Here is a 26,112-nt window from a genome sequence, read left to right as displayed (position 1 = left end):
AAAAAGGCTACCTGAAATTTCAGGTAGCCTTTTTAGCATTTAGCCCACTTTGTCGCCCGGCTGTGCGCCCGCATCGACATCCAAGAGCTTCAGTTTTCCGTCTGCCGTGGCGGCAGAGAGAATCATTCCTTCGGATACGCCGAATTTGGCCATTTTGCGCGGGGCGAAGTTGGCGACGGCGATGACCATGCGGCCGTTCAACTCGGCGGGGTTGGGATAAGACGCAGCGATGCCGGAGAAGATGATGCGTTTTTCAAAACCGAAATCGAGGTCGAATTTCAGGAGTTTGGTGCTGCCTTCGACGGCTTCGCAGTTCAATACTTTGGCGACGCGCATGTCGATTTTCATGAAGTCGTCGAAGCTGGCCTGTTCGGCGACTTTCATGAAGTCGTCGAAGCTGGCCTGTTCGGCGACTTTTTCGTATTTGCTGTCTTCAACAGGCGCGGCTGCGGCGGCAATGCTTTGTTTGTTGGCTTCGATTAAATCGTCCACTTGTTTTTGCTCCACTCGTTGCATTAAATGTTCGTATTTGTTGATGGCGTGTTCGCCTAGGGTTTCGCGCGTGTTCGCCCAGGTGATCGCGTCCAGATTGAGGAAACGCGCGGCGTTGGCGGCGGTTTGCGGCAACACGGGGGCGAGGTAGGCGGTCAGCATGGTGAAGGCGTTGATGAGTTCGCTGCATACTTCGTGCAGGCGTTCGTCTTGACCTTCTTGTTTGGCGAGTTCCCAAGGTTTGTTGGCATCGACGTATTCGTTCACGGCATCCGCCAATGCCATGATGTCGCGCAGGGCGCGGGCGTATTCGCGGTTTTCGTATTGCTCGGCTATGTTGTCGCTTTCGGCAGCGAGTTTTTGCAATAACAGGCTACCTGAAACGTCTTTCAGACGGCCTTCAAAACGTTTGGCCAGAAAGCCCGACGCGCGGGCGGCGATGTTGACGTATTTGCCGACGAGGTCGCTGTTTACGCGGCTGATAAAGTCTTGCAGGTTCAAATCGATGTCTTCGATTTTGCTGTTGAGCTTGGCGGCGATGTAGTAGCGCATCCACTCGGGGTTCAGGCCTTGTTCCAGATAGGATTTGGCGGTGATGAAGGTGCCGCGCGATTTGGACATTTTTTGTCCGTCGACGGTCAGGAAGCCGTGTGCGTACACGCCGGTCGGGGTGCGGTGGCCGGAGAAATGCAGCATGGCGGGCCAGAACAGGGCGTGGAAATAGAGGATGTCTTTGCCGATGAAGTGGTACATCTCGGTTTGGCTGTCGGCTTTGAAATATTCGTCGAAATCGACGCCGATGCGGTCGCACAGGTTTTTAAACGACGCCATGTAGCCGACGGGCGCGTCCAGCCAGACGTAGAAGTATTTGCCCGGCGCGTCGGGGATTTCGAAACCGAAATACGGCGCGTCGCGGGAGATGTCCCAGTCGGACAGGGTGGTTTCTTCGCCTTCGCCCAGCCATTCTTTCATTTTGTTGAGGGCTTCGGCTTGCAGATGGGGCTTGCCGTCGTGCGGGTTGTTGCCGGAAGTCCATGCTTTGAGGAAGTCGGCACATTCACCCAGTTTGAAGAAGAAGTGTTCGGATTCGCGCAATTCGGGTTTGGCACCGGAAACGGCGGAATACGGGTTAATCAGTTCGGTCGGGGAATAGGTCGTGCCGCAGACTTCGCAGTTGTCGCCGTATTGGTCTTGGGCGTGGCATTTGGGGCATTCGCCTTTGACGAAACGGTCGGGCAGGAACATTTGTTTTTCGGGGTCGAAAAGCTGCTCGATGACGCGGCTTTCAATTTTGCCGTTGGCTTTCAGCGCGCGGTAAATGTCTTGGGAAAACTGTTTGTTTTCAGGGGAATGGGTGCTGTAGTAATTGCTGTAGCCGATGTGGAAACCGGTAAAGTCGGCGAGGTGCTCTTCGCGCACTTTGGCAATCATGTCTTCGGGCGCGATGCCTTGTTTTTGCGCGGCCAGCATCACGGGCGTGCCGTGGGTGTCGTCGGCGCAGCAGTAGTGGCACTCGTGGCCGCGCAGTTTTTGAAAGCGCACCCAAACGTCGGTTTGGATGTGTTCGACCATGTGGCCGAGGTGGATGCTGCCGTTGGCATAGGGCAGCGCGGAGGTAACGAGGATTTTGCGTGGTTTGGTCATAATTTGCGGTTTGTTGGAAAGATGGAAATGGGCGGTATTATGCCACAAAGGACCTGCCCTTAGCAGACGAAAAGGCTACCTGAAAGGGTTTCAGGTAGCCTTTAGAAGGGGAATGGGCTAGCTGGAATTGGGTTTTGCGGAAACCTGCAAGCCAGCTTCGGCAGCCTTTCAAAATTTAATCTAACCCTATCGCTCCAAATACTTTTTCATCAGCATCAGGGCAAAGCGCACGGCTTGGGTGCGCACGGCTTCGCGGTCGCCTTCGAAGTGCTGCTCTTTCGCCCAGATGCGCTGTTTGGTGGCGAGGCTGAACCAAACCGTGCCTACGGGTTTGTCTTCGCTGCCGCCGTCGGGGCCGGCGATGCCGGAGATGCTGATGGCGTAGTCGGCCTTGGTGGCGATGAGTGCGCCCAGCGCCATTTCGCGCACGGTTTCCTCGCTCACCGCGCCGTAGTGGCTGAGGGTGGTGGGGTTTACGTTGAGGAGCTGCTGTTTGGCGTGGTTGCTGTAGGTGACGAAGCCGGTTTCAAACCAGGCGGAACTGCCGGGCAGGCGGGTGAGCGCGGCGGCGAGCAGGCCGCCGGTGCAGGATTCGGCGCAGGTGATGGTTTCGCCGCGTTGGGCGAGTTGTTGGGTAACTTCTTGCAGCAGGGTATCCATAACAGGGCTCGTTTGGGTTGACGACTGCCATCATCTATCAAAGCGGTGGGGCAGTCAATTTTTCAGGTAGTCTGCCCTCGGTTTCGGCGGCCAGACGCAACAATGCTTCGCGGTTGGAAGGGGAAAAGGCGAGACGGGCGGCTTCGGCCAGCGGCAGCCAGCGGTAGGCGCGGTGTTCGCGATCGGAAAGGCGTACGGGGCTGGCGGCGGGGATGCGGGCAGAGAAGACGTGTTCGGTGTTGCGGGTAACGCCGGGGGCGTAGCGGTGGCGCCAGTGTTCGTAGATTTCGTATTCGTTTTGCGTGTGCCAGTCTTTGAGCTCTTCCGGCGCGAGCAGGATGCCGGTTTCTTCGGCCACTTCGCGCAGGGCGGTGGCAAACGGGGTTTCGCCTTCTTCCAGGCTGCCGGTTACGGATTGCCAGAAGCCGGGCGGGGACACGCGCTCGAGCATCAGGGCGCGGCCTTGCCCGTCGTGCAGCAGCACGAGCACGGATTCGGGGCGTTTGTAGGCGGGGCGGTTCATGGGCGGGCTTTCTTTGCGAAGGGGGTTTAAAAGGAATGTGCGGTAGCGTTGGTTCGTCTTGCCGCCCGGCTCTATCTTTATTTTCACCCCACGCTATGTTCGGCGGGCGGCGCTTGGCGGCGATTATAGTGAATTAAAATAAGAATGCTACAGCGTTGGCTCGCCTTGCCGTATTGCTCATACTGTCTGCGGCTCGCCGCCTTGTACCATTCTTATTTTAACCCACTATATAAGGCAAACGGCGCGGCTTAGCGCGATACGGAAACCGTTTCCTTGATGTGTTTCAAGTGCGTAACGATGGTAAACGTCATGATAACCAGCAGCGACCATGCGCCGAACTTGCCCCAGTGCACCATCGACCATGTACCGATTTGGTTGGGATAACGCCACACGCCCAGCAGCGTGCCGAGGTTTTCCGCCAGCCAGATGAAGAAGCCGATAAACACAAACGACAGCAGCATAGGCATCCTGTGCGGCGTGTCGTAGGGCGTGAACACCACATAGCTGCGCGCATACAGCCCCAGCACGAATGAAGCGATATACCAGCGCAAATCCATAATGGCGTGGTGGGTGAAGAAGTTCAGATAAATCAACGCCGCCGCCAGCGTGGTCAGCCAATAGGGCGGCATTCTGTACACCCGCAGCCTGAACAGCCGCCACGCTTGGATGATGTAGCTTGCTACCGCCGCATACATAAATCCCGTAAACAGCGGCACACCCAGCACTTTGGTATAGGCAAAATCGGGATATGCCCACGAAGCGCGCACGGTTGAGCCTGCAGGCAGCAGCGCGGCTTGGATTTCCGGCGAGGTTTTAAACACTTCCAGCACGAAACCCACGGCGTGAAAGAGCGACACGGATTTGAGTTCGTCCCATGTTTCCAGCTTTGCCCAAACCATAAAAATTTGCACTGCCAACGCAAACACCAACAGCACATCGTAACGCGGCAGCCCCAGCACGCCGGTTTTCGGTACGGCAAACATGGCGGCGAAAAACAGGGCGGCAAACAGGCAGGCGCGGGCTTCTTTCAGCCCGAAAAACCAGAATTCCACGGCAAAACGGCAAAAGCCGCGCAATTCGGGGCGGTACGGGCGGCAGCAGAGGAAGTTGTCCAGTTTGGAAAGCATGGCAGAGGAGCTGACTGGGCGGTTTGGATTTTCAGGTAGCCTCAAATGCGCAAGCCGTTCAATTCTCGGGCTGGATAAAGCGCCACTGCCCCGGCAGCAAATCCTCACATTCCCAATCGCCGAAGCGCAGGCGGTGCAGGGCTTCCACGCGGTTGCCGGCGGCGGCCACCATGCGTTTGACCTGGTGGTATTTGCCCTGGGTGAGGGTGAGCAGCAGGCTGTGCGGATTTTCCAATTCGGCTGCGGCGGCGGCTACGGTTTCGTTGTCGTCGTGCAGCAGCACGCCTTGGCGCAAGGCGGCGCACAGCGCTTCGTCGGCCGGGTGTTTAAGCGTAGCGCGGTAGAGTTTGGCCACGTGGTGTTTGGGCGAGGTTTGTCGGTGGTTGAACGCGCCGTCGTTGGTGATGAGCAGCACGCCGGTGGTGTCGGCATCGAGCCGGCCGACGGCTTGCGGCCCGGTGGCACGGATGTGGTCGGGCAGCAGGGAAAACACGCTGGGGTAGTCGCGCGGTTTGTGTGAGGTTTCATAACCGGCGGGTTTGTGCAGCAGGATGTAGTAGTGCGGCAGGGGGATGGCGGCAATTTCTTCGCTGTCGATGGCGAGGCGCTGCACTTGGGCGGGCTCGATTTCGGCATCGGGCTGTTCGGCGGTTTCGCCGTTGATTTCAATGCGGCCTTGTTCGATGAGCTGGCGGCATTGCTTGCGGCTGCCGATGCCTTGGGCTTGCAGGTATTTGGTCAGTTGCATGGCGGGCGGATAATGGGATGGAGGCGGGGATTATAGCAGGCAGCTTGGGGCTACCTGAAAACCGAGTGCGTGGCTTGCTTCGCGCACAGATCACCCGTGTGGCTGATGTTATATGCAAAAGGCTACCTGAAAACGGTCAGCTGTGTTTCAGGTAGCCTTGATGCGGACGGATAATGAATAATGTGGCCATGTTGGGAAGTCTATCCACCGTTTAAAGAAAAGCACGCCGATTGGCTTCCGGCGTGCTTTCGTCCGTCTGATTTATGCGCTTACTGCTGGCCTGCCTGGGTGGTGGGGTTGATCAGGATTTCCACGCGGCGGTTTTGCGCGCGGCCGCTTTCGGTGGAGTTGTCGGCCACCGGCGAGCGTGAGCCGTAGCCCACGGTGCTGATGCGGCTGGCAGCCACGCCGCGGCCGGTGAGATAACCGGCCACGGAGCGGGCGCGGTTTTCAGACAAGGGGTTGTTGATGCGGTCGTTGCCGGTGTTGTCGGTGTGGCCGGCCACGGTGATGGTGGTTTCCGGATACTGCGTCAACACATTGGCCACGGTGTTGAGCGAATTGACTGCGTCCGGGCTCAGGCTGGCGCTGTTGGTGGCGAAGGTGACGCCGCTGGGCATGGTCAGCTTGATTTGGTCGCCTTTGCGTTCCACTTCCACCGGCGTGTTGGCCAGCTCTTGGCGCAAACGGCGCTCTTGAAGGTCCATATAGCCGCCTACGCCGGCGCCCACCACGCCGCAACCCAATGCCGCATTGCGCGCGCCTTTGCTGCCGTGCGTGATGGCGCCGATGGCGCCGCAGGCCGCCGCGCCGCCGAGGCCGAACAGCGCGGTTTTGGAAATAGTCTGCTGACCGGTAACCGGGTCGGTGATACAGCCGCCGAGGGCAAAGGTGGCGGCCAGGGTTAGAACGGTGATGCGTTTCATCATAATTGATTTCCTTTCTTTTGGATTTAAATAGAAACAATAGGTTGATGCAAAATACACAGCTTACGGCAGCCACTATAGCCCAAACAAAAGCCCCTGCCGCAATATTTACCGTTTCCAAAACTTTCCAAATATTTGTTTACAATCCGCCGCCTTCGTTGGCTGCAACAAGGCTTTCGGCTACAATGCCTCTTCCTCTATATTTAGACATCAGAGACAGCCAACATGAAATATCTTCTGTCCGCCGTTTTGCTTACCGTTGGTACGGCCGCCTTCGCCATTAACTTGCCCGACGGCCTTTATATTCACAGCGGTAACAGCCATATGTCGTACCGTCCCGTCAATCCAACCAATACGGCCGATGCCATTCCGCGCCCGAATTCGCCTGGCCACCTGATCAATTCCAAAGTGTGCATCCGCAACGGGCAAGCCTGGCTGGATGCGCAAATCCGCAAGCATACTGTAGGGCGTTATCCCGCCGGCCGTTTTGAAGAGCGCCCAACCGACACAGGCCGTGTGTTTACCCTGCTCAACCCTGCCGAAGCCAAGAGCGGTTTGCAGTCTTACACCTTCAGCATGGCGGAGGAAACCGACCAACAAGGCCGCCCCCGCCTGTATTTCGCCTTTCATTACCACTACACCGAAGACGACACCGCCTACGAAAGCCATAGCAACGGTTGGTATACCTACCAAGGCAAAGACTGCCCGGCCGATGCCAAGGAAGAGTGATTTTTTGGCAAGCTTGGCTGAAGCGGCATTTGTAATCCGGCTCATCCGCATTTTCAGGTAGCCTTCCACCTAACCAAACTCGAACCCAAAACATGTTATCCCTCTACAACACCCTCACCCGCCAAAAAGAGCCCTTCGCCCCCATCGATCCGAAAAACGTGCGCATGTACGTTTGCGGCATGACCGTGTACGACTACTGCCATCTCGGCCACGCCCGCGTGATGGTGGTATTCGACATGATTGCCCGCTGGCTGCGCGAGTGCGGCTATCCGCTCACTTATGTGCGCAACATCACCGACATCGACGACAAAATCATCGCCCGCGCGGCGGAAAATGGCGAAACTATCGGCGAGCTTACCGCCCGCTTTATCGCCGCCATGCACGAAGACGCCGACGCGCTGGGCGTGTTGCGCCCCGACCTCGAGCCCAAGGCCACCGAAAACATCGCCGAAATGATTGCGATGATTGAAAACCTGATTGCACGCGGCAAAGCCTATCCGGCCGCCAACGGCGACGTGTATTACGCCGTGCGCGAATTTGCCGCCTACGGTCAGCTCTCGGGCAAATCGCTGGATGACTTGCGCGCGGGCGAGCGCGTGGAAGTCGATAGCTTCAAACGCGACCCGCTGGATTTTGTGTTGTGGAAAGCCGCCAAAGCGGGCGAACCGGCGTGGGAAAGCCCGTGGGGGCAAGGCCGCCCGGGTTGGCACATCGAATGCTCGGCGATGAGCGAAAAACTGTTCGGCGACACATTTGATATTCACGGCGGCGGCGCGGATTTGCAGTTCCCGCACCATGAAAACGAAATCGCCCAAAGCGTCGGCGCCAGCGGCCATGCCTGCGGCCACGACCATGCAGTAACGCACCACGGCAAACCCGTTTCCAGCCATGTGAAATACTGGCTGCACAACGGCTTTATCCGAGTGGACGGCGAGAAAATGTCCAAATCGCTGGGCAACTTCTTCACCATCCGCGACGTGTTGAAACAATACGACCCAGAAGTCGTGCGCTTTTTCATCCTGCGCGCCCACTACCGCAGCCCGCTGAATTATTCTGATGCGCACCTCAACGACGCCAAAAACGCGCTCACCCGCCTGTACAACACCCTGGCCAACGTGCCGCCCGCCGCTTTTCAGGCTGCCTACGATGCCAACGGCTACACCCGCCGTTTTTACGACGCGATGAACGATGACTTCGGCACCGCCGAAGCAATGGCGGTCTTGTTCGAGCTGGCCGGCGAAGCCAACAAAACCCAGTCTGCCGAGCTTTCAGGCTGCCTGAAAGCGCTGGCCGCCACCATCGGCCTGCTGCAGCGCGACCCCACCGGGTTCCTGCACGGCGGCGCCCCCGTCGGCGGCCTGTCCAACGAAGAAATCGAAGAGCTGATCGCCCGGCGCCGCCAAGCCCGCGCCGACAAAAACTGGGCGGAATCCGACCGCATCCGCGACCTGCTCGCCACCGAAAACATCACCCTGCGCGACGGCGCGGACGGCACCAGCTGGACACGCGGCTGATGAGTTTGATGTAAGCAAACAAAGGCTGCCTGAAAAATTTCAGGTAGCCTTTCTTACAGGAAAGATTGCGTGGTGTGTAGGGTGCGTGCACAGGCACGCACGCCGTTGCCCGTTGTTCCCAAACCGCGTGCGTGCGTTCCGCACACACCCTACAAATGGGCAGGCTACCTGAAATCTATTTTTCAGGTAGCCTTTTGCGGCAGACGGAACGGGCTGCGCCAGTTTTGGCTGCCTTTGTTAATAAAGGCAAAACCTGCCGCTAGAATTGTAAGCCTAGGCTCGGATGATTGATAATAAGTTCGGCTGAGGCGGCAAACCGCCGCAGGCAGGTTTGCCGCCTCAGCCCCCGCTGTGCAGCCCCCGCTGTGCAGCCCCCGCTGTGCAGCCCCCGCTGTGCAGCCCCCGCTGTGCAGCCCCCGCTGTGCAGCCCTTTTTTCGGGCTTTTGCAGCATCGTTCAATCCCCATTCCAAGGAGACCGACTTATGCAGAAAACCCTACTCGCCCTTGCCATCCTTTCCTTCGCCGCCGCCGCATCCGCCGCGCCCGATTCCCAAGAAACCCCGCTGCATCCGATTAAGGACGGGCGCTATACCGTTACCACCGGCTACGAACATAGCAATATAGAAAGCGGCAGCAAAATCAATAGTGATGGCTTTATCCTGCGCGGCCGCGCCGACATCCCGCTGGCGCAGCAGCACGCCATCCGTGCCGAATTGGGCTATGCCCGCCGCAGTTTTGATGCAAAAGCAAGCGGCGTAACCGTGGTGGACGGCGGCAAGATCGATGAAATCAACCTATATGCGGGCTACCTGTATTCCCCGTCCGGCTTCAAGCAGGGCGGCCTGCGTGTGGGCGGCGGGCTGAGTTACAGTTATACGGCTGGCAACGCCCGCGCACACCGCACCGTGCACGCCCCGAATATTATGGACAATAATTCAAGCACTCTGTATCTGAAAGCGCAGGTAGAATACGAGCAGGATTTGGGCGGCGGCTGGAGCATCACCCCTTGGGGCGAAGCGCAGGTCAGCCTGCGTGATAGAGTTGAAACCAAATGGTCGCAGGTTTATCCCCATGTACCGGATGAAACGCACAAACGCAGCAGCTACGGCATTAGTTTGGGCGTGGACGCGCAGAAACAATTCACCCCGAATCTGGCACTGACCTTCGGCCCCTACTACCACTACGACCATTCCAAAACCTCTGCCTACGACCATGCCGGCGTCCATTTCAATTCGTCCACCAGCCACGCGCACAGCTTCGGCATCCGCGCCGGCCTGCGCTTTTAAACCGCCGCGCTTGTCTGCAACGCAAAGGCTACCTGAAATTTCAGGTAGCCTTTCTTCAGGTAGCCTTTAGCGGGTATCGGATTCAAGAATCCAAGCTACGGCTTTTCGGGTAGCCTTTCCCATTCATGCGGCACGTTCAAACGCCCAACAGCGGCACGATAATCGGGGCGAGGAAGGAGGTGAGGATGCCGTTGAAAATCAGGCCGAGGGTGGCGTAGGCGGCGAAGTGGCCGCTGATTTCCAGGCTGGCGGCAATGCCGATGGCGTGCGAGGCCGTGCCCTGTGCGATGGAGTGTGAGATGGGGTTGCGGATGTGGCTGTGGTGCAGAATCCAAAAGCCGATAAACTGGCCGGTGAGCCCGGCAATCAGCACGGCGGCCACCGAAACGGCGGGGATGCCGTCCAGAACATGGGTGATTTCCAGCGCAATCGGCATGGTAACCGATTTGGCGGCGAGTGACTGGCTCACGTCGTGGCTGGCGCCCAGCCAGTGGGCAAACAGCACGCCGCTCACAATCCCCACCACGCTGCCCACCAGCTGCGAGGCGGCAATCGGCAGCCATTGGCTGCGGATGCGCGGCCACTGCTGATACATGGGGATGGCCAGGCACACGATGGCCGGTTGCAGCCAAAAGCCGACCATGCGGCCGGTTTGCATGAAATCGTCGTAGCGGATGCCGAAGAGTTTCAGGTAGCCGATGACCAAAACCGTGCTCACCATCAGCGGGTTGGCCAGCGGGCTGCCGCTGCGCAGGCGCAAAAACAGGCTGAAGCGGTAAACGGCGAGCATCATCAAAATCAGCACAACGGGATGGGTGGCGATTTCCCTCATTTGTGCCTCCTTAAAATTTCGTGCGTTTTCGCACTGGAGAGCAGCACCAGCACGCTGCTGGCCACGGTGGCGGCGGCAATCGACCAGAAATCGTGCGCCACGATGGAAAAATAGTCCATCAGTGCCACGCAGGCGGGAATCATCAGCAGCATCATGTGTTGCATGAGGAATTCAGTCATCGGCTTAAACCAGGCCTCCTTCACCCAGCCGGCTTTGAGCAGGCCGAACAAAATCAGCAGCCCCACAATGCTGGCGGGCAGTTTGAGGTGGGTAAGGTGCAAAAACACTTCGCCTGCGGCCAGGCAGGCGAAAACAATAATAAGTGCGCGTAACATGGTTACCGGCCTAAGATAGGTTGGAAAAAAAGAATTATAGCACCGGCGCAGTAAGGGGGAGTATGGCAAAGGGCTGCCTGCGATTTTTTCAGGTAGCCCTTTGCTTTGGTGCGATGTGTTTTGGCGATGCTGGATGGAAGCTGCGTTTGCGCTGTTTTCAGGTAGCCGCCATGAGCCAGCCAAAGGCTACCTGAAAAATGCCGACGCGGTTTCAGGTGGCCTGCCACTCAGCCTTCTTTGCCGTCCACCCGCGGCGCGGCCAGCCAGGGCAGGTAGCGCCAAGTGTAGAGCAGCAGCGAAGCGGCAAACAGCAGGCCGGAGAGCCACAGGCCGGGCTGGTAGGCAGCGGGGAGCAGATACATCAACACCGCCGTGGCAGCACGCGCCAGCGCGGCGGCCACCATCAGCCAAAACGCCAGCGGCATGGCGGCAGGCGCGGGATAGAGCGGCCGGCCGGTGTGCCCCAGCGCGGTGCGCACCATCATGCCCACCGTCATCAGCCCGATGCCGCCAACGGCCACCAAATGCACACCCAGGCTCTGCCAGCGCGGCAGCCAATAACCCGCGCCCATCACGGCCAGCCCCGCGCCGGTGAGCAGGAATCCCGCAAACAGAATCCACAGCATCGGCTCTTTGGCCACTTCCGGCCGCCACCAGCGCACGGTTTGCACGATATCCAGCAGCCCTGCCGCTATGCTGAGCACGGCTGCGGCGGCCATGGCCGCATCGGCTGCCGAGGGCGGCAGCACCGCCTGCAAGCCGTAGAGCAGGGCCATGGCCAGCGGCACCACCAAGGAAGCCGTCATCACCAAAGGATGGCTGCCCACCTGCTCGCAGCCGAGCCGTTTGGCGGTGAAGAACGGAATCACGCGCATCCCCACCAGCCCGATAAAGCCGGCCACCACGGAAAGCCCGGCAAACAGCCCGCCGGCGAGCGCGGAAAAATTGTGCCGCGCCAGCTGCCAATGAAACAGCGCCTGCAGCAGGCCGAACACAAACAGCGCGGCCACCGCCAAATAATTGCGCTTGTTGCGGCTGCGCACCACGGCCGCGCCCATGTGCCAGGCCGCAAACCAATAGAACGCCACGCTTGCAATGCCTGCCGCCAAAGTGAGCGGCGCGGCAAAGGCAAACGCGCGCGCCAACAGCCACAGCAGGGCGAGCACCATCAGCGGCGCGCCCCAAGTGCGCGGCTGTTTCGTCCAGGTGGCTACCGCCGTGAGCAGGAAGGCCACCACCACCGCGCCGGCATAGCCCCAAATCATTTCGTGGGCATGCCAGAAATAATTGGGCAGCGCGGCCGTGCCTTGATAGCCGAAGCTCCACAGCAGGATGGAAAACGCGCCGTAGAGGGCGGCCAGCGGATAGAAGGGGCGGAAGGCCATGCCCCAAACGGGATGGTTTTTGGAAAGCAGGTTCATGATGTGTCGATAATTGGTTTGATGAAGGTTAACGGGGAAGGCTACCTGAAAAACGGCAGGCTTTCAGGTAGCCCTTAAATCATGCGGCAATACGGTTTCAGGTGTAGTGGATGAACAAAAATCAGGACAAGGCGGCGAGCCGCAGACAGTACAGATAGTACGGCAAGGCGAGCCAACGCGGTACTGGTTTTTGTTAATTCACTATAGCCTCGGCAAACGGCGGCACGGGCGAACCCAGTTGGCGCAGCAGCTGCACGGTTTCAAACACGGGCAGCCCCATCACGCCGCTGAAGCTGCCGGAAAGGTGCGCCACAAACACGCCGCCGATGCCTTGGATGCCGTATGCGCCGGCTTTATCCAGCGGTTCGCCGCTGGCGATATAGGCCGCGATTTCCTGCGCGCTCAGTTCTTTAAACCGCACATCGCTGCGCTGTGCCGCCTCCAGCGTTTGCTCGCCGAGCGACACGCACACCGCCGTCCACACTTGGTGTTCGCGCCCGGAAAGGCTTTCCAGCAGCTCGCGGGCGTGCGCCGCATCGCGCGGTTTGCCCAAAATGGCATTGTCCAGCGCCACCACCGTGTCGGCGCTCAACAGCGGCTGTGCCAAGGCCAGGCCGCGTTGCGCCGCCAGCCGGCGCGCTGCCGCGTTTTTCTGCCGCGCCATCCGCGCCACATAATCCGCCACCGCTTCGCCCGGCCGCGCCGTTTCATCGGTTTCCGCCACCAGCAGCACGGGCTGGAAACCTAATGAAGCCAAAATTTCGTGGCGGCGCGGGCTGGCCGAGGCCAGATAGATGGTGTTGGGCATGGCGTTTCTTTAACATAGCTGCGGAAACCGCTAAGGCTACCTGAAAATCGCGTTTTCCGCGATAGCTAAAACGGGTGAGTTTATGCGGGCGTGGCGGTGTGGCGGACTCCCGCATTGCGCCGCCCGCAGCCGGAAGCAAAGTTAATCTGCTTGAGAGCTTGTTTTTCCCGTTCCCGCCCTAATCTTGCGCGGCGAACTGTTTATTTACCCAATTTAGCAAAAATGAGCGATCAAGACTACTATCAAACCCTCGGCGTCTCCCGCGATGCCTCCGATGAAGAAATCAAAAGGGCCTACCGCAAGCTGGCGATGAAATACCATCCCGACCGCAACCCCGACAATAAGGAAGCGGAAGAGAAATTCAAAACCATCCAAAAGGCCTACGAAATCCTTTCCGACCGCGAAAAACGCAGCCGCTACGACCAATTCGGCCAGGCCGGCGTAGACGGCAATGCCGGCGGCTTCGGTGGTTTCGGCGGCGCGGGCGGCTTTGATTTCGGCGATATTTTCAGCCAGATGTTCGGCGGTGGCGGTGGGGCGCGCCAGCAGAACTTCCAAGGCGAAGATTTGCGCTACGATATTGAAATCACGCTGGAAGAAGCCGCGGCGGGCAGCAAGAAACGCATCACCATCCCCTCGCACGAAGAGTGCGACATCTGCCACGGCTCCGGCGCCAAACCCGGCACCTCCGCCACCACCTGTTCCACCTGCCACGGCTCCGGCGTGGTACACGTGCGCCAGGCCATTTTCCAGTTGCAGCAAACCTGCCCCACCTGCGGCGGCTCCGGCCGCGAAATCAAAGAGCCGTGCGTTAAATGCCATGGCGCAGGCCGCGTGAAGAGCCGCAAAACGCTGGACGTGAACATTCCCGCCGGCATCGAAAACGAGCAGCCCATCCGCCTTGCCGGCGAGGGCGAGCCCGGCTCGCACGGCGCGCCCGCGGGCGATTTGTATGTGGTGGTGCACATCCGCCGCCACGAAATCTTCGAGCGCAACGGCTTGGATCTGCACTGCGAATTGCCGGTGAGCTTCACCGTTGCCGCGCTGGGCGGCGAAGTGGAAGTGCCCACGCTCAACGGCCGCGTGAAGCTGAATATCCCGAAAGAAACCCAAACCGGCCGCCGCATGCGCGTGAAAGGCAAGGGCATGAAATCGCTGCGTTCTTCCTCGATGGGCGATTTGTATTGCCACATCGTGGTGGAAACCCCGGTCAACCTTACCGATCGCCAGCGCGAATTGCTGGAAGAATTTGAAAAAATCTCCACCGGCCTCGACCGCGCCCAAACCCCGCGCCAGAAATCGTTTATGGACAAACTGCGCGATTTGAAAAACGATCTGTTCGACTAAGGCGGCAGCCCGCTGCACAAAAGGCTACCTGAAACCCGTTAGGGCTTTTTCAGGTAGCCTTTGCTTTAAGTTGCAAACCAATCTGGCTTGCGCTGCAGAGTTGGTTTGCCTGGCCGTGCCGGTTGTATTATCTGCGGCCTGCTGTCTTGTTGAAGGATGAGGTGGTGCTGTAAATAATGGCGCAACGTCGCCTTGCCGTTCCCCATAGCAAAAGGCTACCTGAAAGCTTTGCCGCTTGGCATTTTCAGGTAGCCTTTTTTAGCCCGCAAGATGAGGCGTCAGCGTTTGTGCGCCTGATCCACGGCGGCGGTGAAGAGCACGTCGGTGGAGGAGTTGAGGGCGGTTTCGGCGGAGTCTTGGATGACGCCGATGATGAAGCCCACGCCCACCACCTGCATGGCGATGTCGTTGGGGATGTTGAACAGGCTGCAGGCCATGGGAATCAGCAGCAGCGAGCCACCGGCCACGCCGGATGCACCGCAGGCGCCGATGGCGGCGATCACGCTCAGCAGCAGTGCCGTCCAGAAATCCACGGCGATGCCCAAGGTGTGCACCGCGGCCATGGTGAGCACGGTGATGGTAATGGCCGCACCGGCCATATTGATGGTGGCGCCCAGCGGGATGGATACGGAATAAGTGTCTTCATGCAGGCCGAGTTTTTTCGCCAAAGCCATGTTTACTGGGATGTTGGCGGCGGAAGAGCGGGTGAAGAAGGCGGTTACGCCGCTTTCGCGCAGGCAGGTGAACACCAGCGGGAAGGGGTTGCGGCGGGTTTGGGTGAACACGATGATGGGGTTCACCACCAGCGCCACAAACAGCATCGCGCCCAGTAATACGGCCAAGAGGTGCAGATAGAAGCCCAGTTTGTCGAAGCCTTCTTTCACGATGGTAAGCAGCACCAGCCCGAAAATGCCCAAGGGGGCGAAGCGGATAACGCCGCGCACCACTTTGGAAATGGCTTCGGCCACGTCGTTGATCAGGGTGCGGGTGTGCTCGCTGGCTTGGCGGAACGCCGTGCCGAGCACCAATGCCCAGGCGAGAATGCCGATGTAGTTGGCATCGGCCAGCGCCTGAATCGGGTTGGACACCAGGTTCATCAGCAGATGGCGCATCACTTCGCCGATGCCGGTGGGCGCTTCGTTGCTGGCTGCTTCCACGCCGCTGAGCAAGAGCTGCGAGGGGAACAGGAAGCTTGCGCCAACGGCCACCACGGCGGCGGCAAACGTGCCCACCAAATACAGCACCAAAATCGGGCGGATATTGGTGGGGTTGCCGCTGCGGTGCTGCGAGATGGCGGCGGTAACCAAGGCGAACACCAAAATCGGCGCCACCGCTTTGAGCGCGCCCACAAACAGGCTGCCCAAAATCGCGCCGATTTCCACCACCGCGCCGGCAGCGGCGGTGTTGCGCACCAGTACGCCCACCAAAATGCCGAGCACGAGGCCGATGGCAATCTGCGTTACCAGCCCTAAGCTGGTGAAAAAGCCGAACGGGCTTTTCCTTTGAGTGTTGTTTTGCATAGGAAATCCTAGGTTGTGTGGTTGTGTGTGGCCGAAGCGCTTTGCATGCCGGTGTGCCAACCTGCTTCGGCCGTGGTTCGGGGCGGAAAAAACTTCAGTCTAACAGAAACGAACGTATCGGCACAAATATTTACTGACGGCATATCCTCACACAAACTGCCTGCGGCGGGCGGGCAGGTTTTTCAGGTAGCCTTGGTGCGGATAGAGGCTACCTGAAACACACAACAACAGGCCGTTGGGTAATCGGCCTCCAACCATCCCTTGCAGGCAGCCTTGGCAGGCTGGGTTTCTTTTGCCTGCCTTTACTATAAAAGATAAGGCAAAAATGCTAATATGCCGCCGTTTGCCGCCACACACCGGCTTGATGTTTACCGATTGCAGATTGCCCATGAAAACCCCTCTGTTCCCCCTTGCCGTGATTGCCGCCCTGCTGCTGAGCCTGCCCGCCCGTGCCGACGGCAAGGCCGGGGAGGCGGCAGCTGATTCGGTGCAGAAAAGCAAAGAAAAAGAATCGATTGAGCAGCCCACCACGGCCAATCCGGACAAACTGCCTTTCCCCATTTCCATTGATGCGCCTGCCGATTTGGCCGCACTTTTGCGCGAGCATCTTTCCATCATCAATCGCCAAACCGAGCCGGATGCCGACGTCGACCAAGAACAAATGCAGTTTTTGGCCGAAGAAGCGCCGGACGAAATCAAACAAATTGTGCGCTCGCAAGGCTATTTCCGCGCCGATATTCAGGTAGCCCCGCACGGCCGCGGCTGGCGCATCACGGTGAAGCCCGGGCCGCGCACGCAGGTGAGCAATGTGGAAGTGTCGATTGTGGGCAAAGTGCTGGAAGATACCGATTTGGCCGCCTACTACAAACGCGCCATGGCCAACTGGGCCTTGCCGGTGGGCCAGCCGTTTGTGAACAGCGAGTGGAGCGGCAGCAAAGACGCGGTGCTCTCCGCCGTGCGCCGCTACAAATACCCGCTGGCCTCGCTCACCGAAAGCCGCGCCACCATTAACCCGCAAACCAGCCAAGCCGTGCTCTCCGTGAGCGTGGACAGCAAACAGCCGGTGTATTTCGGCGATATTCAAGTGAGCGGCAACGAGCGTTATCCCGCCTCGGTGATTACCGGCATGGCGCAGTTTAAGCCCGGCGAACCCTACGATTTCGACAAAATCCTCGATTACCAACAGGCGTTGGAACAAGACAGTCACTACAGCCGCGCGCAGGTGGAAGCCGATTTCTCCAAAATGGTGGACGACCGCGTGCCCCTGCTGGTGTCGGTGAGCGAAGTGCCGCGCCAGAAATTCGATATCGGCCTGCGCTACGATTCCAAAGACGGCCCCGGCATCCGCCTAGGTTATGAACACTACAACGTATTCAACCGGGGCTATGTGTTTGCCGGCGCCACCGACGTGAACCGCTATGAGAAAACCGCCAGCGTCGGCCTGAGCCAGCCGCGCAACAGCAACGGCTGGTATTGGACAGGCAACATCGCTTACGACAGCTCCACCACGCAGAAACTGGATAAAAACACCCTCCAATCCGGCATCTGGCGCGTGCGCGACCGCGACGGCATCGAAGCACGTTTCGGGCTGGAATACATCACCGAATCACGCCGCGTTGTGGGCGGGCCCGACTTCGGCCGCAGCAATGTGCTGATGCTCACCGCAGCCTGGCGCCGCCAAAACATCGAAACCCTGCTGCGCCCGGCCAACGGCTATTATTTGGAAGGCAAGGTAGGCGCCACCCTCGGCTCGCTCGGTTCTTCCGCCGCCGTGCAGCGCGTGCACGGCCGCGCAGGCTACTATTTCACGCCCGAAGAACACAAAAACATCGGCACGTTTATCGTGCGCGGCGAGTTGGGCTACACCCATTCCAACCAAGATTCGGAAGTGCCCTCCGTATTGCTGTTCCGCAGCGGCGGCGCCAACAGCGTGCGCGGCTACGAGCAAGATAGCATCGGCCGCAAAGGCCCGAACCATTCCGTGCTGCCCGACCGCGCCTTGGCCGTGGCCAGCTTCGAATATCAAAAACCGATCGGCAAAAACTTCGCGCTGGCGCTGTTTCACGACATGGGCTCGGTGAGCCGCAACTTCACCAATATGAACTGGCATCACGGCAGTGGCGTCGGCCTGCGCTGGTTTAGCCCGATTGCCCCCTTCTCCTTCGATTTGGCCTACGGCCACCAAGACCGCAAACTGCGCTGGCACATCAGCCTGGGAACCCGATTCTAAATGACCGACACCGCCCTCCCCGTTGATTCCGACACCCTGCCGCCCGAGGCCGAAAACGAAGCCGCTGCCGGCAACACCCCGCCGAAAAAGCCACGCCGCCGCTGGCTGCGCCGCCTGCTTTCCGCCTTTTTGCTGCTGCTCACGCTTCTGGTGGCCGCCGTGGTGTGGCTGGTGGGCACCGAATCCGGCCTGCGCTTCGGCATCACCAAAATCCCCGCCTGGTTCGGCGTGAACATCAGCGTGAAGGAATTGAACGGCAACCTGTGGCGCGGCTTTCAAGGCAGCGGCATTCAGGTAGCCACCGAGGGAACCGATTTAGACATCAGCAGCGTGGCGCTGCAATGGCAGCCTAATGAATTGTGGCAGCGTCAGCTGCACGTCAACCGCTTGGCCGCCGGCGACATCCGCATCATCAGCAAGCCCACCCCGCCCAAAGAAGACCGCCCGCCGATGAGGCTACCTGAAAGCGTGGATTTGCCCTTGGGCGTACAAATCGAGAAAATCGAAGTCGGCCGCATCCTGCTGGGCAAAAGCAACAACCCGGTGGTGGAATCCGGCGCGGTCAGCTACCGGTTCGACCACCAAAACCACAAGCTCAACATCGTTTCCCTGCGCTTGCCCTGGCACAATTTCAGCGGCAGCGCCACGCTCAATACCGCCACCCCCTTCAAGCTCGACGGCCAAATCGTGGGCAGCGGCGAATTAGACGGCAAACAGGCCGACAGCGCCGTGGCCGTAAACGGCAGCCTGCAAAGCCCCGAGCTGCTCGTCCAGTTGGACAACGGCGATTCCCACTTTGCCGTAAACGGCAAACTGCGCCCCTTCGAGCCGCTGCTCAACCGCAAAATCGTCAACCTCAATATCGACGGCCGCCAAATCAACCCCGAATGGTTCGATCCCTCCTTGCCCGCCGCCGATTTGGTGTTCAACCTCGCGCTCAACCCCGCCGAAGAAGCCGACACCCTCGCCGGCCTGCTCGAAGTGCGCAACCAAGCCCCCGCGCCCATCAACGGCAACGGCATCCCCGTAGCCGGCATCAACGGCAAACTCAAAGTGGACACCGGCGGCAAACTGCATCTGGACAATGTCGATACCGAGCTGGCCGCCGGCGGCCGCATCACATTCAACGGCAACATCGACAGCGCCAACCAAAACATGGCCGTGGATGCCGCCGTGCAGCAATTCAAACTGCAAGACATCCTCAAACAAAAGCTCGACCTCAGCCTGAACGGCGACATCAAACTTTCAGGTAGCCTCGGCAGCCCGCAGGCCGATTGGCAGCTTAAAGCCGGGCAAACCGCCACCAGCGGCACCTTCCAGCTGCTCACCGACAAAACCAACCGCCAGCGCAGCATCCGCCTGCAACAAGTGAAAATCACCCCCGCCAACGGCGGCGAAATGCACGGCGAAGCCCTGCTCGAGCTCTTCCAAGGCCGCAAAATCACCGCCCGCGTCGACAGCACCCGCTTCAACCCCGCCGCCGTGCTGGCCGATTTGCCGCAAGGCAGCGTGAACGGCAGCGTGAAGCTCGACGGCAGCCTGGCCGACCAGCCCAACCTGCACCTCCTGCTCGATTGGCAAAACAGCCAGCTCTCCGGCGCTCCCCTCGCCGGCAAGGCCGACCTGCGCTATCAAAACGACCACCTGCCCAAAGCCGACCTCCACCTCCTGCTCGGGAACAACCGCATCCACGCCGACGGCAGCTTTGGTAAGGCAGGCGACCGCCTCAATCTCGACATCGACGCGCCCAACCTCAATCTCTTCGGCTTCGGCCTCACCGGCTACCTGAAAGCCCAAGGTTTCCTCTCCGGCGATCCCGCCAAGCTCACCGCCGACCTGCACGGCCACGCCGACAGCCTTGCCGTGCAAAACGCCGTGCGCATCGACCGCCTCGATTTCGACCTCAAAGGCTCTCCCGATCTCAACCAGCCGCTCAACATCAAGCTCGACGGCCGGAAAATCCACATCGGTAGCACCCAAATCGACAACATCAACCTCAACGCCAACGGCAGCGGCAAAAGCCACAGCATCACCGGCAACAGCAGCCTCAGCCTCAGCGGCAAGCCCTTCCGCCTCAATCTGGCCGCCAACGGCGGGCTGAACAACGAACAGCAATGGAACGGCCGCATCGGCCAGCTCGACATCGGCGGCGCCTTCAACCTCAAGCTGCTCAACCCCATCCAAATTGAAGCCGGCGCCAAGCGCGTGCGCCTCGACAACGCCCGCTGGGCCGCCATGGGCGGCAGCCTCAACCTGCACAATTTCGTGTGGGAAAAACAAAGCGGCATCAGCAGCAAAGGCAACGCTGCCAACCTGCACCTGCAAGAGCTGGACAACCTGATCGGCCTGGGCAAAGACGACAAATCCGTCAAGCTGCAGCTCGTGGTGGCCGGCGATTGGGACTTGCGCTACAGCCGCGATGCCACAGGCTACCTGAAACTCACCCAGCAATCCGGCGACGTGGTTATCCCCTACCGCCAGCAGGCGCTGGGCTTGAGCAACCTCGTGCTCGACACCCGCTTCCACAGCGGCCGCATCGACAACCGCCTCACCGGCAAAACCCGCTACGGCACGCTCGACGCCGCCGTGGCCGTGAGCCAGCAGTTTGGCAACGCCATCAGCCAAGCCCCGATCAACGGCTACCTGAAACTCGACATCCCCGAGCTCGACGCCATCCGCAACCTCCTGCCCGGCGGCATGAGCGCCAAAGGCGCGCTCGCCATCGACACCACCGTGTCCGGCAGCGTGGGCGAACCCCGCCTCAACGGCACCGCCACCGGCAAAAACCTCTACTACCGCGACCGCAACACCGGCGTGATTCTGGATAACGGCAGCCTCAGCTCCCGCTTCCAAGGCCGCGACTGGGTGATCGACTCGCTCAAATTCACCCGCAAAGACGGCAGCGTCGAACTCAAAGGCCGCGTCAACCTCACCGGCACCACCCCCGACGTAGACGTCAACGCCCAATTCGCCCGCTACCCCATCCTCGACAACCCCAACCGCAAGCTCACCCTCAGCGGCAACAGCCGCTTGCTCTACAACCCCGGGCGCGGCATGGCGCTCAACGGCGGGCTCAAAGTAGACAGCGGCCACTTCGGCTTCCAAAAATCCAGCATGCCCGGGCTGGATGACGACGTAGTGGTGCTCGGCGAAGAAAAACCCGCCGAAACCACCGCCGCCACCCCCATCGAGATGAACCTCACCCTCGATTTGAACGACAACTTCCGCTTCAGCGGCCAAGGGCTGGACGTCTTGCTCGGCGGCAAGCTCACCCTCAGCGCCAAACCCAAAGAGAACGTGCGCGCCGTGGGCACCGTAAACATCGTGCGCGGCCAATATAAGGCCTACGGCCAAGACCTCGTCATCAACAAAGGCCATATCTCCTTCGTCGGCCCCATCGCCTCGCCCAACCTCAACCTGCGCGCCACCCGCAAATACTCCCCTGTAGGCGCCGGCGTGGAAGTGCTCGGCAGCCTCGACAACCCGCGCGTGAGCCTCGTATCCAACGAGCCGATGAGCGACAAAGACAAACTCTCCTGGCTCATCCTCGGCCGCGCCAGCAGCGGCAACGAAAGCGACGAAGCCACCGTGGCCGCCGCCGCAGGCGCCTTCCTGGCCGGCAACATCAACGACAAAATCGGCCTCCTCGACGACTTCGGCATGACCACCCGCCGCACCCGCAACACCCAAACCGGCGAGCTCAACCCCGCCGAACAAGTCATCACCTTCGGCAAGCGCATCACCAACGAGCTCTATCTGGGCTACGAATACAGCGTAACCAGCGCCAACCAGGCCGTGAAGCTGATCTGGCAGATCAATAGCGCCCTGCAGGTCATCAGCCGCGTCGGCACCGATTCCGTGAGCGGCGAAGTGCGCTACACCGTCCGCTTCGATTAAACCGCCGTCCGGCCAAGCCGCCGCAGGATTTCGGCTTGGATAAAGTTTCAGGTAGCCTTCGCCGATGCGCGGAAGGCTACCTGAAAACCCAACCTTTCTCTCGTAAGAGAATGAGATAAATCGCAGATTTGCCCCATTAGTTATCGGAAAAGATATGAACTGCCGTATCAGACTCCTTCTCGCCGCCAGCCTGCTGGCCGCATCATTAACCACAGCCGCCGCACCGACGGCCGAGCAGCGGCAGCAACTCGATCAGGCCTTTTCCGCCTATCAGCAACAAGACTACCGCCGCGCCCATGAATTATTTTTGCCGTTGGCACAGCAAGGCGATGCTACCGCTCAGCAAAACCTCGGCCTCTTGTATGCGAAGGGGGAAGGCGTGCCGCAAGACTATGCCCGCGCCCGTTATTGGTTTGAACAAGCGGCTGCCCAAAATGATACTGCTGCGCAATACAATCTCGGCGTCCTTTACAACCGTGGGCTGGGTGTAACTAGGGATTATGTCCGTGCCCGCCATTGGTATGAAAAGGCTGCTGCTCAAGGTTATGCCGATGCGCAACACAACCTTGGCTCCCTATATTACAACGGGCATGGCGTGCCGCAAGACTATGTTCGTGCCCGCCACTGGTTTGAAAAAGCGGCTACCCAAGGTAAGGCTGTGGCACAATACAATCTTGGTGTATTTTATAGACAAGGGTTAGGTGTAACCCAAGATTATGCCCGTGCCCGCCATTGGTATGAAAAAGCGGCTGCTCAAGGCTATGCTGCCGCACAACAGAGCCTCGGTCTGTTGTATGACCAAGGTCATGGTGTGCAGCAAGACTATACCCACGCCCGCTACTGGTATGAAAAAGCTGCTGCGCAAGGATTGGCTGCCGCGCAACACAATCTTGGTGTCCTTTACAACCGTGGGCTGGGTGTAACTCGGGATTATGCCCGTGCCCGCTATTGGTTTGAAAAAGCCGCTGCCCAAGGAATGGCTGATGCCCAATATAATCTTGGTTTTTTATATTACAAAGGCCATGGTGTGCCGCAAGACTATGTCCGTGCCCGCCATTGGTTTGAAAAAGCTGCTGCTCAAGGCATGATTGCTGCGCAAAACAATCTTGGTATTCTTTACAACCGAGGACTGGGGGTAACTCAGGATTACGTCCGTGCCCGCCACTGGTATGAAAAAGCCGCGGCTCAAGGCTATGCTGTTGCCCAAACCAACCTTGGCGTCTTGTATGCAAAGGGTCATGGCGTGCCGCAAGACTATGCCCGTGCCCGCTACTGGTTTGAGAAAGCTGCCACTCAAGGGGACGGCCCCGCCCAATCTGCATTGCGCCTGCTGCAACGGGAAGGGCACTAGCCTGCCTCATCAGGCTACCTGAAAACCCAACCTTTCTCTCGTAAGAGAATGAGATAAATCGCAGATTTGTCCATTATTTATCGGAAAAAATATGAACCGCCGTATCAGACTCCTTCTCGCCGCCAGCCTGTTGGCCGCATCATTAACCACAGCCGCCGCACCGACGGCCGAGCAGCGGCAGCAACTCAATCAGGCCATCTCCGCCTATCAGCAACAAGACTACCGCCGCGCCCATGAATTATTTTTGCCGTTGGCACAACAAGGCTATGCCACCGCCCAGCACAACCTTGGCGTGATGTATGAAAAAGGGCAGGGCGTGCCGCAAGACTATGCCCGCGCCCGTCATTGGTTTGAACAAGCCGCTGTGCAAGGCGTGTCCGCCTCGCAATACAACCTCGGGATTTTTTATCGAAACGGATATGGTGTTGGCCGGGATTTCTCCCGTGCCTGCCATTGGTATGGGAAAGCCGCTGCCCAGGGTTATGCTGTTGCACAATATAACTTTGGCATTTGCTATGAAAAAGGGCAGGGGATGCCGCAAAACTATGCATATGCCCGAGATTGGTATGAAAAAGCTGCTGCCCAAGGTTTTCCCGATGCCCAATTCAATCTTGGAGTTTTGTATTTGAACGGGCACGGTGTGCCGCAAGACTATGCCCGTGCCTGCTATTGGTTTGAAAAAGCCGCAGCACAAGGGATGGCAGTAGCGCAATTCAATCTGGGTGCCTTTTACGAAAAAGGGCTGGGGGTTCCTCGGGATGACGCCATTGCCCGCCGCTGGTATGAAAAAGCCGCTGCCCAAGGCTATGCTGCCGCACAACATAACCTCGGCATGCTGTATTACCAAGGTCATGGCGTGCCGCAAGACTATGCCCGTGCCCGCTACTGGCTTGAGAAAGCTGCCGCCCAAGGGGACGGTTCCGCCCAATCTGCATTGCGCCTGCTGCAACAGGAAGGACACTAGCCTGCCCTGACAGGCTACCTGAAAACATCGGCAAGCCTGCGCAGCTTGGGTTAGCCGCAGGCGTAGCAGCCCAAGCCGTCTCCGGCAGACGATGGGTTGGGGTTTGCCGCCTAATCCAAGATAGGGCTTTTATAGTGAATTAACAAAAATCAGGACAAGGCGACGAGCCGCAGACAGTACAGATAGTACGGCAAGGCGAGGCAACGCTGTACTGGTTTTTGTTAATTCACTATAACTGTGTTGAAGCTACGCTTTCAGGTAGCCCCAATCCGCATGCAGGCTACCTGAAACCGTTTCCCGCAGCCTGGGCATTCGTGTCCGGCATCCGCGTCCCACTTCACCCAATCTGATTTTTCAGGTAGCCTCTCCCCACCCAAAGGCTACCTGAAACGCTTTATCCAATCATGCTCCCCGCCCTCTACCGCCTGCTCACCCGCCTCCTCGGCCGCCCGCTGGCCCGCCATCTGCTCGCCAAGCGCAGCCGCCGCTCCCCCGCCTATCTGCTGCATCAAGGCGAGCGTTTCGGCGAGCCGCCGGATAATCCTGTGCAGCACGCCATTTGGGTGCACGCCGTGTCTGTGGGCGAAACCCGCGCCGCCGTGCCGCTGGTGCAGGCTTTGCGCCGCCGTTTTCCCGATGCCCCGCTGCTGCTCACGCAAATGACGCCCACCGGCCGCGCCACCGCCGAGAGCCTGTTTCCCGATGCCCAATGTCGCTACCTGCCCTACGACCACCCGGCTTGGACAGCCGCCTTCCTCGCCCAGCACAAGCCGCGTTTCGGCATCATCATGGAAACCGAAATCTGGCCGAACCTGCTGGATGCTTGCCGCTCGGCCGACCTGCCCGTGTTCCTGGCCAACGCCCGCCTCTCCGAACAATCCGCGCAGGGCTACCGCCGCTGGCCGTCCTTATTCGCCCCCGCCCTGCAATCCTTCCGCCGCGTGCTTGCCCAAACCGAAGCCGATGCCGAACGCCTGCGCAGCATCGGCGCGGAAAACGTGCTGGTGTGCGGCAACACCAAATACGACATCGCCCCGCCCGCAGCCATGCACGGGTTGGCCGCAGCGTTTAAGCAGCGCATCGGCAGCCGCCTCGTTGTGGTGTGTGCCAGCACGCGGTTTCATCAAAACCAAGACGAAGCGCTGCTGCTGCTGCAAGAGTGGCGGCAGTATTGCGGCGATGCGCTTTTGGTGATCGTGCCGCGCCATCCCGAGCGCTTCGATGCTGTGGCCGAAGGCGCGGCGGCACTCGGCCTGCGTGTGCAGCGGCGCAGCGACGAAGCCCCCGTGCGCCCCGACACGCAAGTGTGGCTGGGCGACAGCATGGGCGAGCTGTTCGCCTACTATCTGGCCGCCGATATGGCCTTTGTGGGCGGCAGCCTGGTGGACACAGGCTGCCAAAACATCATCGAACCCATCGCCTGCGGCAAGCCTGCCCTGTTTGGCTATTCCACCTACAACTTCGCCGCCGCCTGCGCGGGCGCATTGGCCGCCGGCGCCGCGCTTCAGGTAGCCACCCCCGCCGAATGGTATGCCGCCATACAACACTGGCTGGCCAACCCCGCCGAACGCGAACGCTTCTCCGCCCAAGCCGCCGGCTTTATCCAAGCCCACCAAGGCGCGAGCGGGCGGATTGCCGAAGCCGTGTGCGCGGCTTTGGGAAATCGTGCAGAAGAAGCCGCAGGGGCTACCTGAAAAAGCGGCAGGCCGGATTCTCGAACCCGGCTTGCCAGCATGGCCGCCGCCGCATAAAGCATA

22 protein-coding genes are annotated in these 26,112 nt (G+C 59.5%); 10 read left to right on the top strand and 12 right to left on the bottom strand.

Annotated features, from left to right (window positions below):
- Nucleotides 1-39: 39 nt before the first annotated feature.
- From metG to A7Q00_RS00810, 6 genes are all read right to left on the bottom strand, one after another.
- Nucleotides 40-2,136: a methionine--tRNA ligase gene (gene metG / locus A7Q00_RS00835; RefSeq protein ID WP_064088803.1), complete on the bottom strand. Its 2,097-nt coding sequence runs from the start codon at nt 2,134-2,136 to the stop codon at nt 40-42.
- 186 nt (nt 2,137-2,322) lie between these two features.
- Nucleotides 2,323-2,796 (bottom strand): nicotinamide-nucleotide amidase, encoded by a 474-nt coding sequence (pncC, locus tag A7Q00_RS00830; RefSeq protein WP_064088766.1) that lies wholly within the window; start codon nt 2,794-2,796, stop codon nt 2,323-2,325.
- A 37-nt stretch (nt 2,797-2,833) separates the two neighbouring features.
- Complete coding sequence (gene nudB / locus A7Q00_RS00825) at nt 2,834-3,319, bottom strand: dihydroneopterin triphosphate diphosphatase (RefSeq protein ID WP_064088765.1); 486 nt, start codon at nt 3,317-3,319, stop codon at nt 2,834-2,836.
- A gap of 248 nt (nt 3,320-3,567) precedes the next feature.
- Complete coding sequence (locus tag A7Q00_RS00820; RefSeq protein WP_064088764.1) at nt 3,568-4,446, bottom strand: DUF817 domain-containing protein; 879 nt, start codon at nt 4,444-4,446, stop codon at nt 3,568-3,570.
- Between the two features lie 58 nt (nt 4,447-4,504).
- Complete coding sequence (locus A7Q00_RS00815) at nt 4,505-5,194, bottom strand: pseudouridine synthase (RefSeq protein WP_064088763.1); 690 nt, start codon at nt 5,192-5,194, stop codon at nt 4,505-4,507.
- 269 nt (nt 5,195-5,463) lie between these two features.
- Nucleotides 5,464-6,123 (bottom strand): YiaD family glycine zipper/OmpA-like lipoprotein, encoded by a 660-nt coding sequence (locus tag A7Q00_RS00810; protein ID WP_064088762.1) that lies wholly within the window; start codon nt 6,121-6,123, stop codon nt 5,464-5,466.
- A 222-nt stretch (nt 6,124-6,345) separates the two neighbouring features.
- On the opposite strand from A7Q00_RS00810, the gene A7Q00_RS00805 reads away from it, so the two are divergent.
- The 4 genes from A7Q00_RS00805 to A7Q00_RS00795 all read left to right on the top strand — a co-directional run bounded on the left by A7Q00_RS00805 (nt 6,346) and on the right by A7Q00_RS00795 (nt 9,650).
- The gene (locus tag A7Q00_RS00805) at nt 6,346-6,849 is read left to right on the top strand and encodes a hypothetical protein (protein ID WP_064088761.1); all 504 of its coding nucleotides are present in this window, start codon (nt 6,346-6,348) and stop codon (nt 6,847-6,849) included.
- A gap of 92 nt (nt 6,850-6,941) precedes the next feature.
- Complete coding sequence (gene cysS / locus A7Q00_RS00800; protein WP_064088760.1) at nt 6,942-8,363, top strand: cysteine--tRNA ligase; 1,422 nt, start codon at nt 6,942-6,944, stop codon at nt 8,361-8,363.
- 131 nt (nt 8,364-8,494) lie between these two features.
- Nucleotides 8,495-8,626 (top strand): hypothetical protein, encoded by a 132-nt coding sequence (locus tag A7Q00_RS14125; protein ID WP_281178997.1) that lies wholly within the window; start codon nt 8,495-8,497, stop codon nt 8,624-8,626.
- 220 nt (nt 8,627-8,846) lie between these two features.
- Nucleotides 8,847-9,650 carry an outer membrane beta-barrel protein gene (locus A7Q00_RS00795; RefSeq protein WP_064088759.1) on the top strand — a complete coding sequence of 268 codons (804 nt, stop codon included), beginning with the start codon at nt 8,847-8,849 and terminating at the stop codon, nt 9,648-9,650.
- A 136-nt stretch (nt 9,651-9,786) separates the two neighbouring features.
- Here A7Q00_RS00795 and A7Q00_RS00790 read toward each other — a convergent pair whose 3' ends face one another.
- The 4 genes from A7Q00_RS00790 to A7Q00_RS00775 all read right to left on the bottom strand — a co-directional run bounded on the left by A7Q00_RS00790 (nt 9,787) and on the right by A7Q00_RS00775 (nt 13,046).
- Entirely contained in the window at nt 9,787-10,482 is a 696-nt protein-coding gene (locus tag A7Q00_RS00790; protein WP_064088758.1) for an LrgB family protein, read from the bottom strand.
- Nucleotides 10,479-10,817: a CidA/LrgA family protein gene (locus A7Q00_RS00785; RefSeq protein WP_064088757.1), complete on the bottom strand. Its 339-nt coding sequence runs from the start codon at nt 10,815-10,817 to the stop codon at nt 10,479-10,481. The genes A7Q00_RS00790 and A7Q00_RS00785 overlap by 4 nt, the downstream gene beginning before the upstream one ends.
- Before the next feature lie 227 nt (nt 10,818-11,044).
- Nucleotides 11,045-12,238 (bottom strand): NnrS family protein, encoded by a 1,194-nt coding sequence (locus A7Q00_RS00780; protein WP_064088756.1) that lies wholly within the window; start codon nt 12,236-12,238, stop codon nt 11,045-11,047.
- A 193-nt stretch (nt 12,239-12,431) separates the two neighbouring features.
- Nucleotides 12,432-13,046, bottom strand: a complete 615-nt coding sequence (locus A7Q00_RS00775) for a Maf family protein (protein ID WP_064088755.1) — start codon at nt 13,044-13,046, stop codon at nt 12,432-12,434.
- 222 nt (nt 13,047-13,268) lie between these two features.
- Here A7Q00_RS00775 and dnaJ point away from each other — a divergent pair, with 222 nt between their 5' ends.
- Nucleotides 13,269-14,393, top strand: a complete 1,125-nt coding sequence (gene dnaJ / locus A7Q00_RS00770; RefSeq protein ID WP_064088754.1) for a molecular chaperone DnaJ — start codon at nt 13,269-13,271, stop codon at nt 14,391-14,393.
- Nucleotides 14,394-14,671: 278 nt separating this feature from the next.
- Here dnaJ and sstT read toward each other — a convergent pair whose 3' ends face one another.
- Together sstT and A7Q00_RS00760 are read right to left on the bottom strand one after the other, a co-directional pair.
- A complete protein-coding gene (gene sstT, locus A7Q00_RS00765; RefSeq protein ID WP_064088753.1) occupies nt 14,672-15,913 on the bottom strand; it encodes a serine/threonine transporter SstT in 1,242 nt (413 codons plus the stop codon).
- Nucleotides 15,914-16,060: 147 nt separating this feature from the next.
- A complete protein-coding gene (locus A7Q00_RS00760; RefSeq protein WP_064088752.1) occupies nt 16,061-16,303 on the bottom strand; it encodes a hypothetical protein in 243 nt (80 codons plus the stop codon).
- On the opposite strand from A7Q00_RS00760, the gene A7Q00_RS00755 reads away from it, so the two are divergent.
- The 5 genes from A7Q00_RS00755 to waaA all read left to right on the top strand — a co-directional run bounded on the left by A7Q00_RS00755 (nt 16,302) and on the right by waaA (nt 26,049).
- A complete protein-coding gene (locus tag A7Q00_RS00755) occupies nt 16,302-18,143 on the top strand; it encodes an autotransporter assembly complex protein TamA (protein WP_064088751.1) in 1,842 nt (613 codons plus the stop codon). The genes A7Q00_RS00760 and A7Q00_RS00755 overlap by 2 nt on opposite strands.
- A complete protein-coding gene (locus A7Q00_RS00750) occupies nt 18,144-22,040 on the top strand; it encodes a translocation/assembly module TamB domain-containing protein (protein WP_064088750.1) in 3,897 nt (1,298 codons plus the stop codon).
- 154 nt (nt 22,041-22,194) lie between these two features.
- Nucleotides 22,195-23,391 (top strand): tetratricopeptide repeat protein, encoded by a 1,197-nt coding sequence (locus tag A7Q00_RS00745; protein ID WP_082887681.1) that lies wholly within the window; start codon nt 22,195-22,197, stop codon nt 23,389-23,391.
- A 91-nt stretch (nt 23,392-23,482) separates the two neighbouring features.
- Entirely contained in the window at nt 23,483-24,355 is an 873-nt protein-coding gene (locus A7Q00_RS00740) for an SEL1-like repeat protein (RefSeq protein ID WP_064088749.1), read from the top strand.
- Between the two features lie 404 nt (nt 24,356-24,759).
- Complete coding sequence (gene waaA, locus A7Q00_RS00735; protein ID WP_064088748.1) at nt 24,760-26,049, top strand: lipid IV(A) 3-deoxy-D-manno-octulosonic acid transferase; 1,290 nt, start codon at nt 24,760-24,762, stop codon at nt 26,047-26,049.
- The last annotated feature ends 63 nt before the right edge of the window (nt 26,050-26,112 follow it).

The sequence above is a fragment of the Eikenella halliae genome (assembly GCF_001648475.1).
Lineage (GTDB): Bacteria > Pseudomonadota > Gammaproteobacteria > Burkholderiales > Neisseriaceae > Eikenella > Eikenella halliae.
This window is presented reverse-complemented; position numbering and strand designations above follow the sequence as displayed.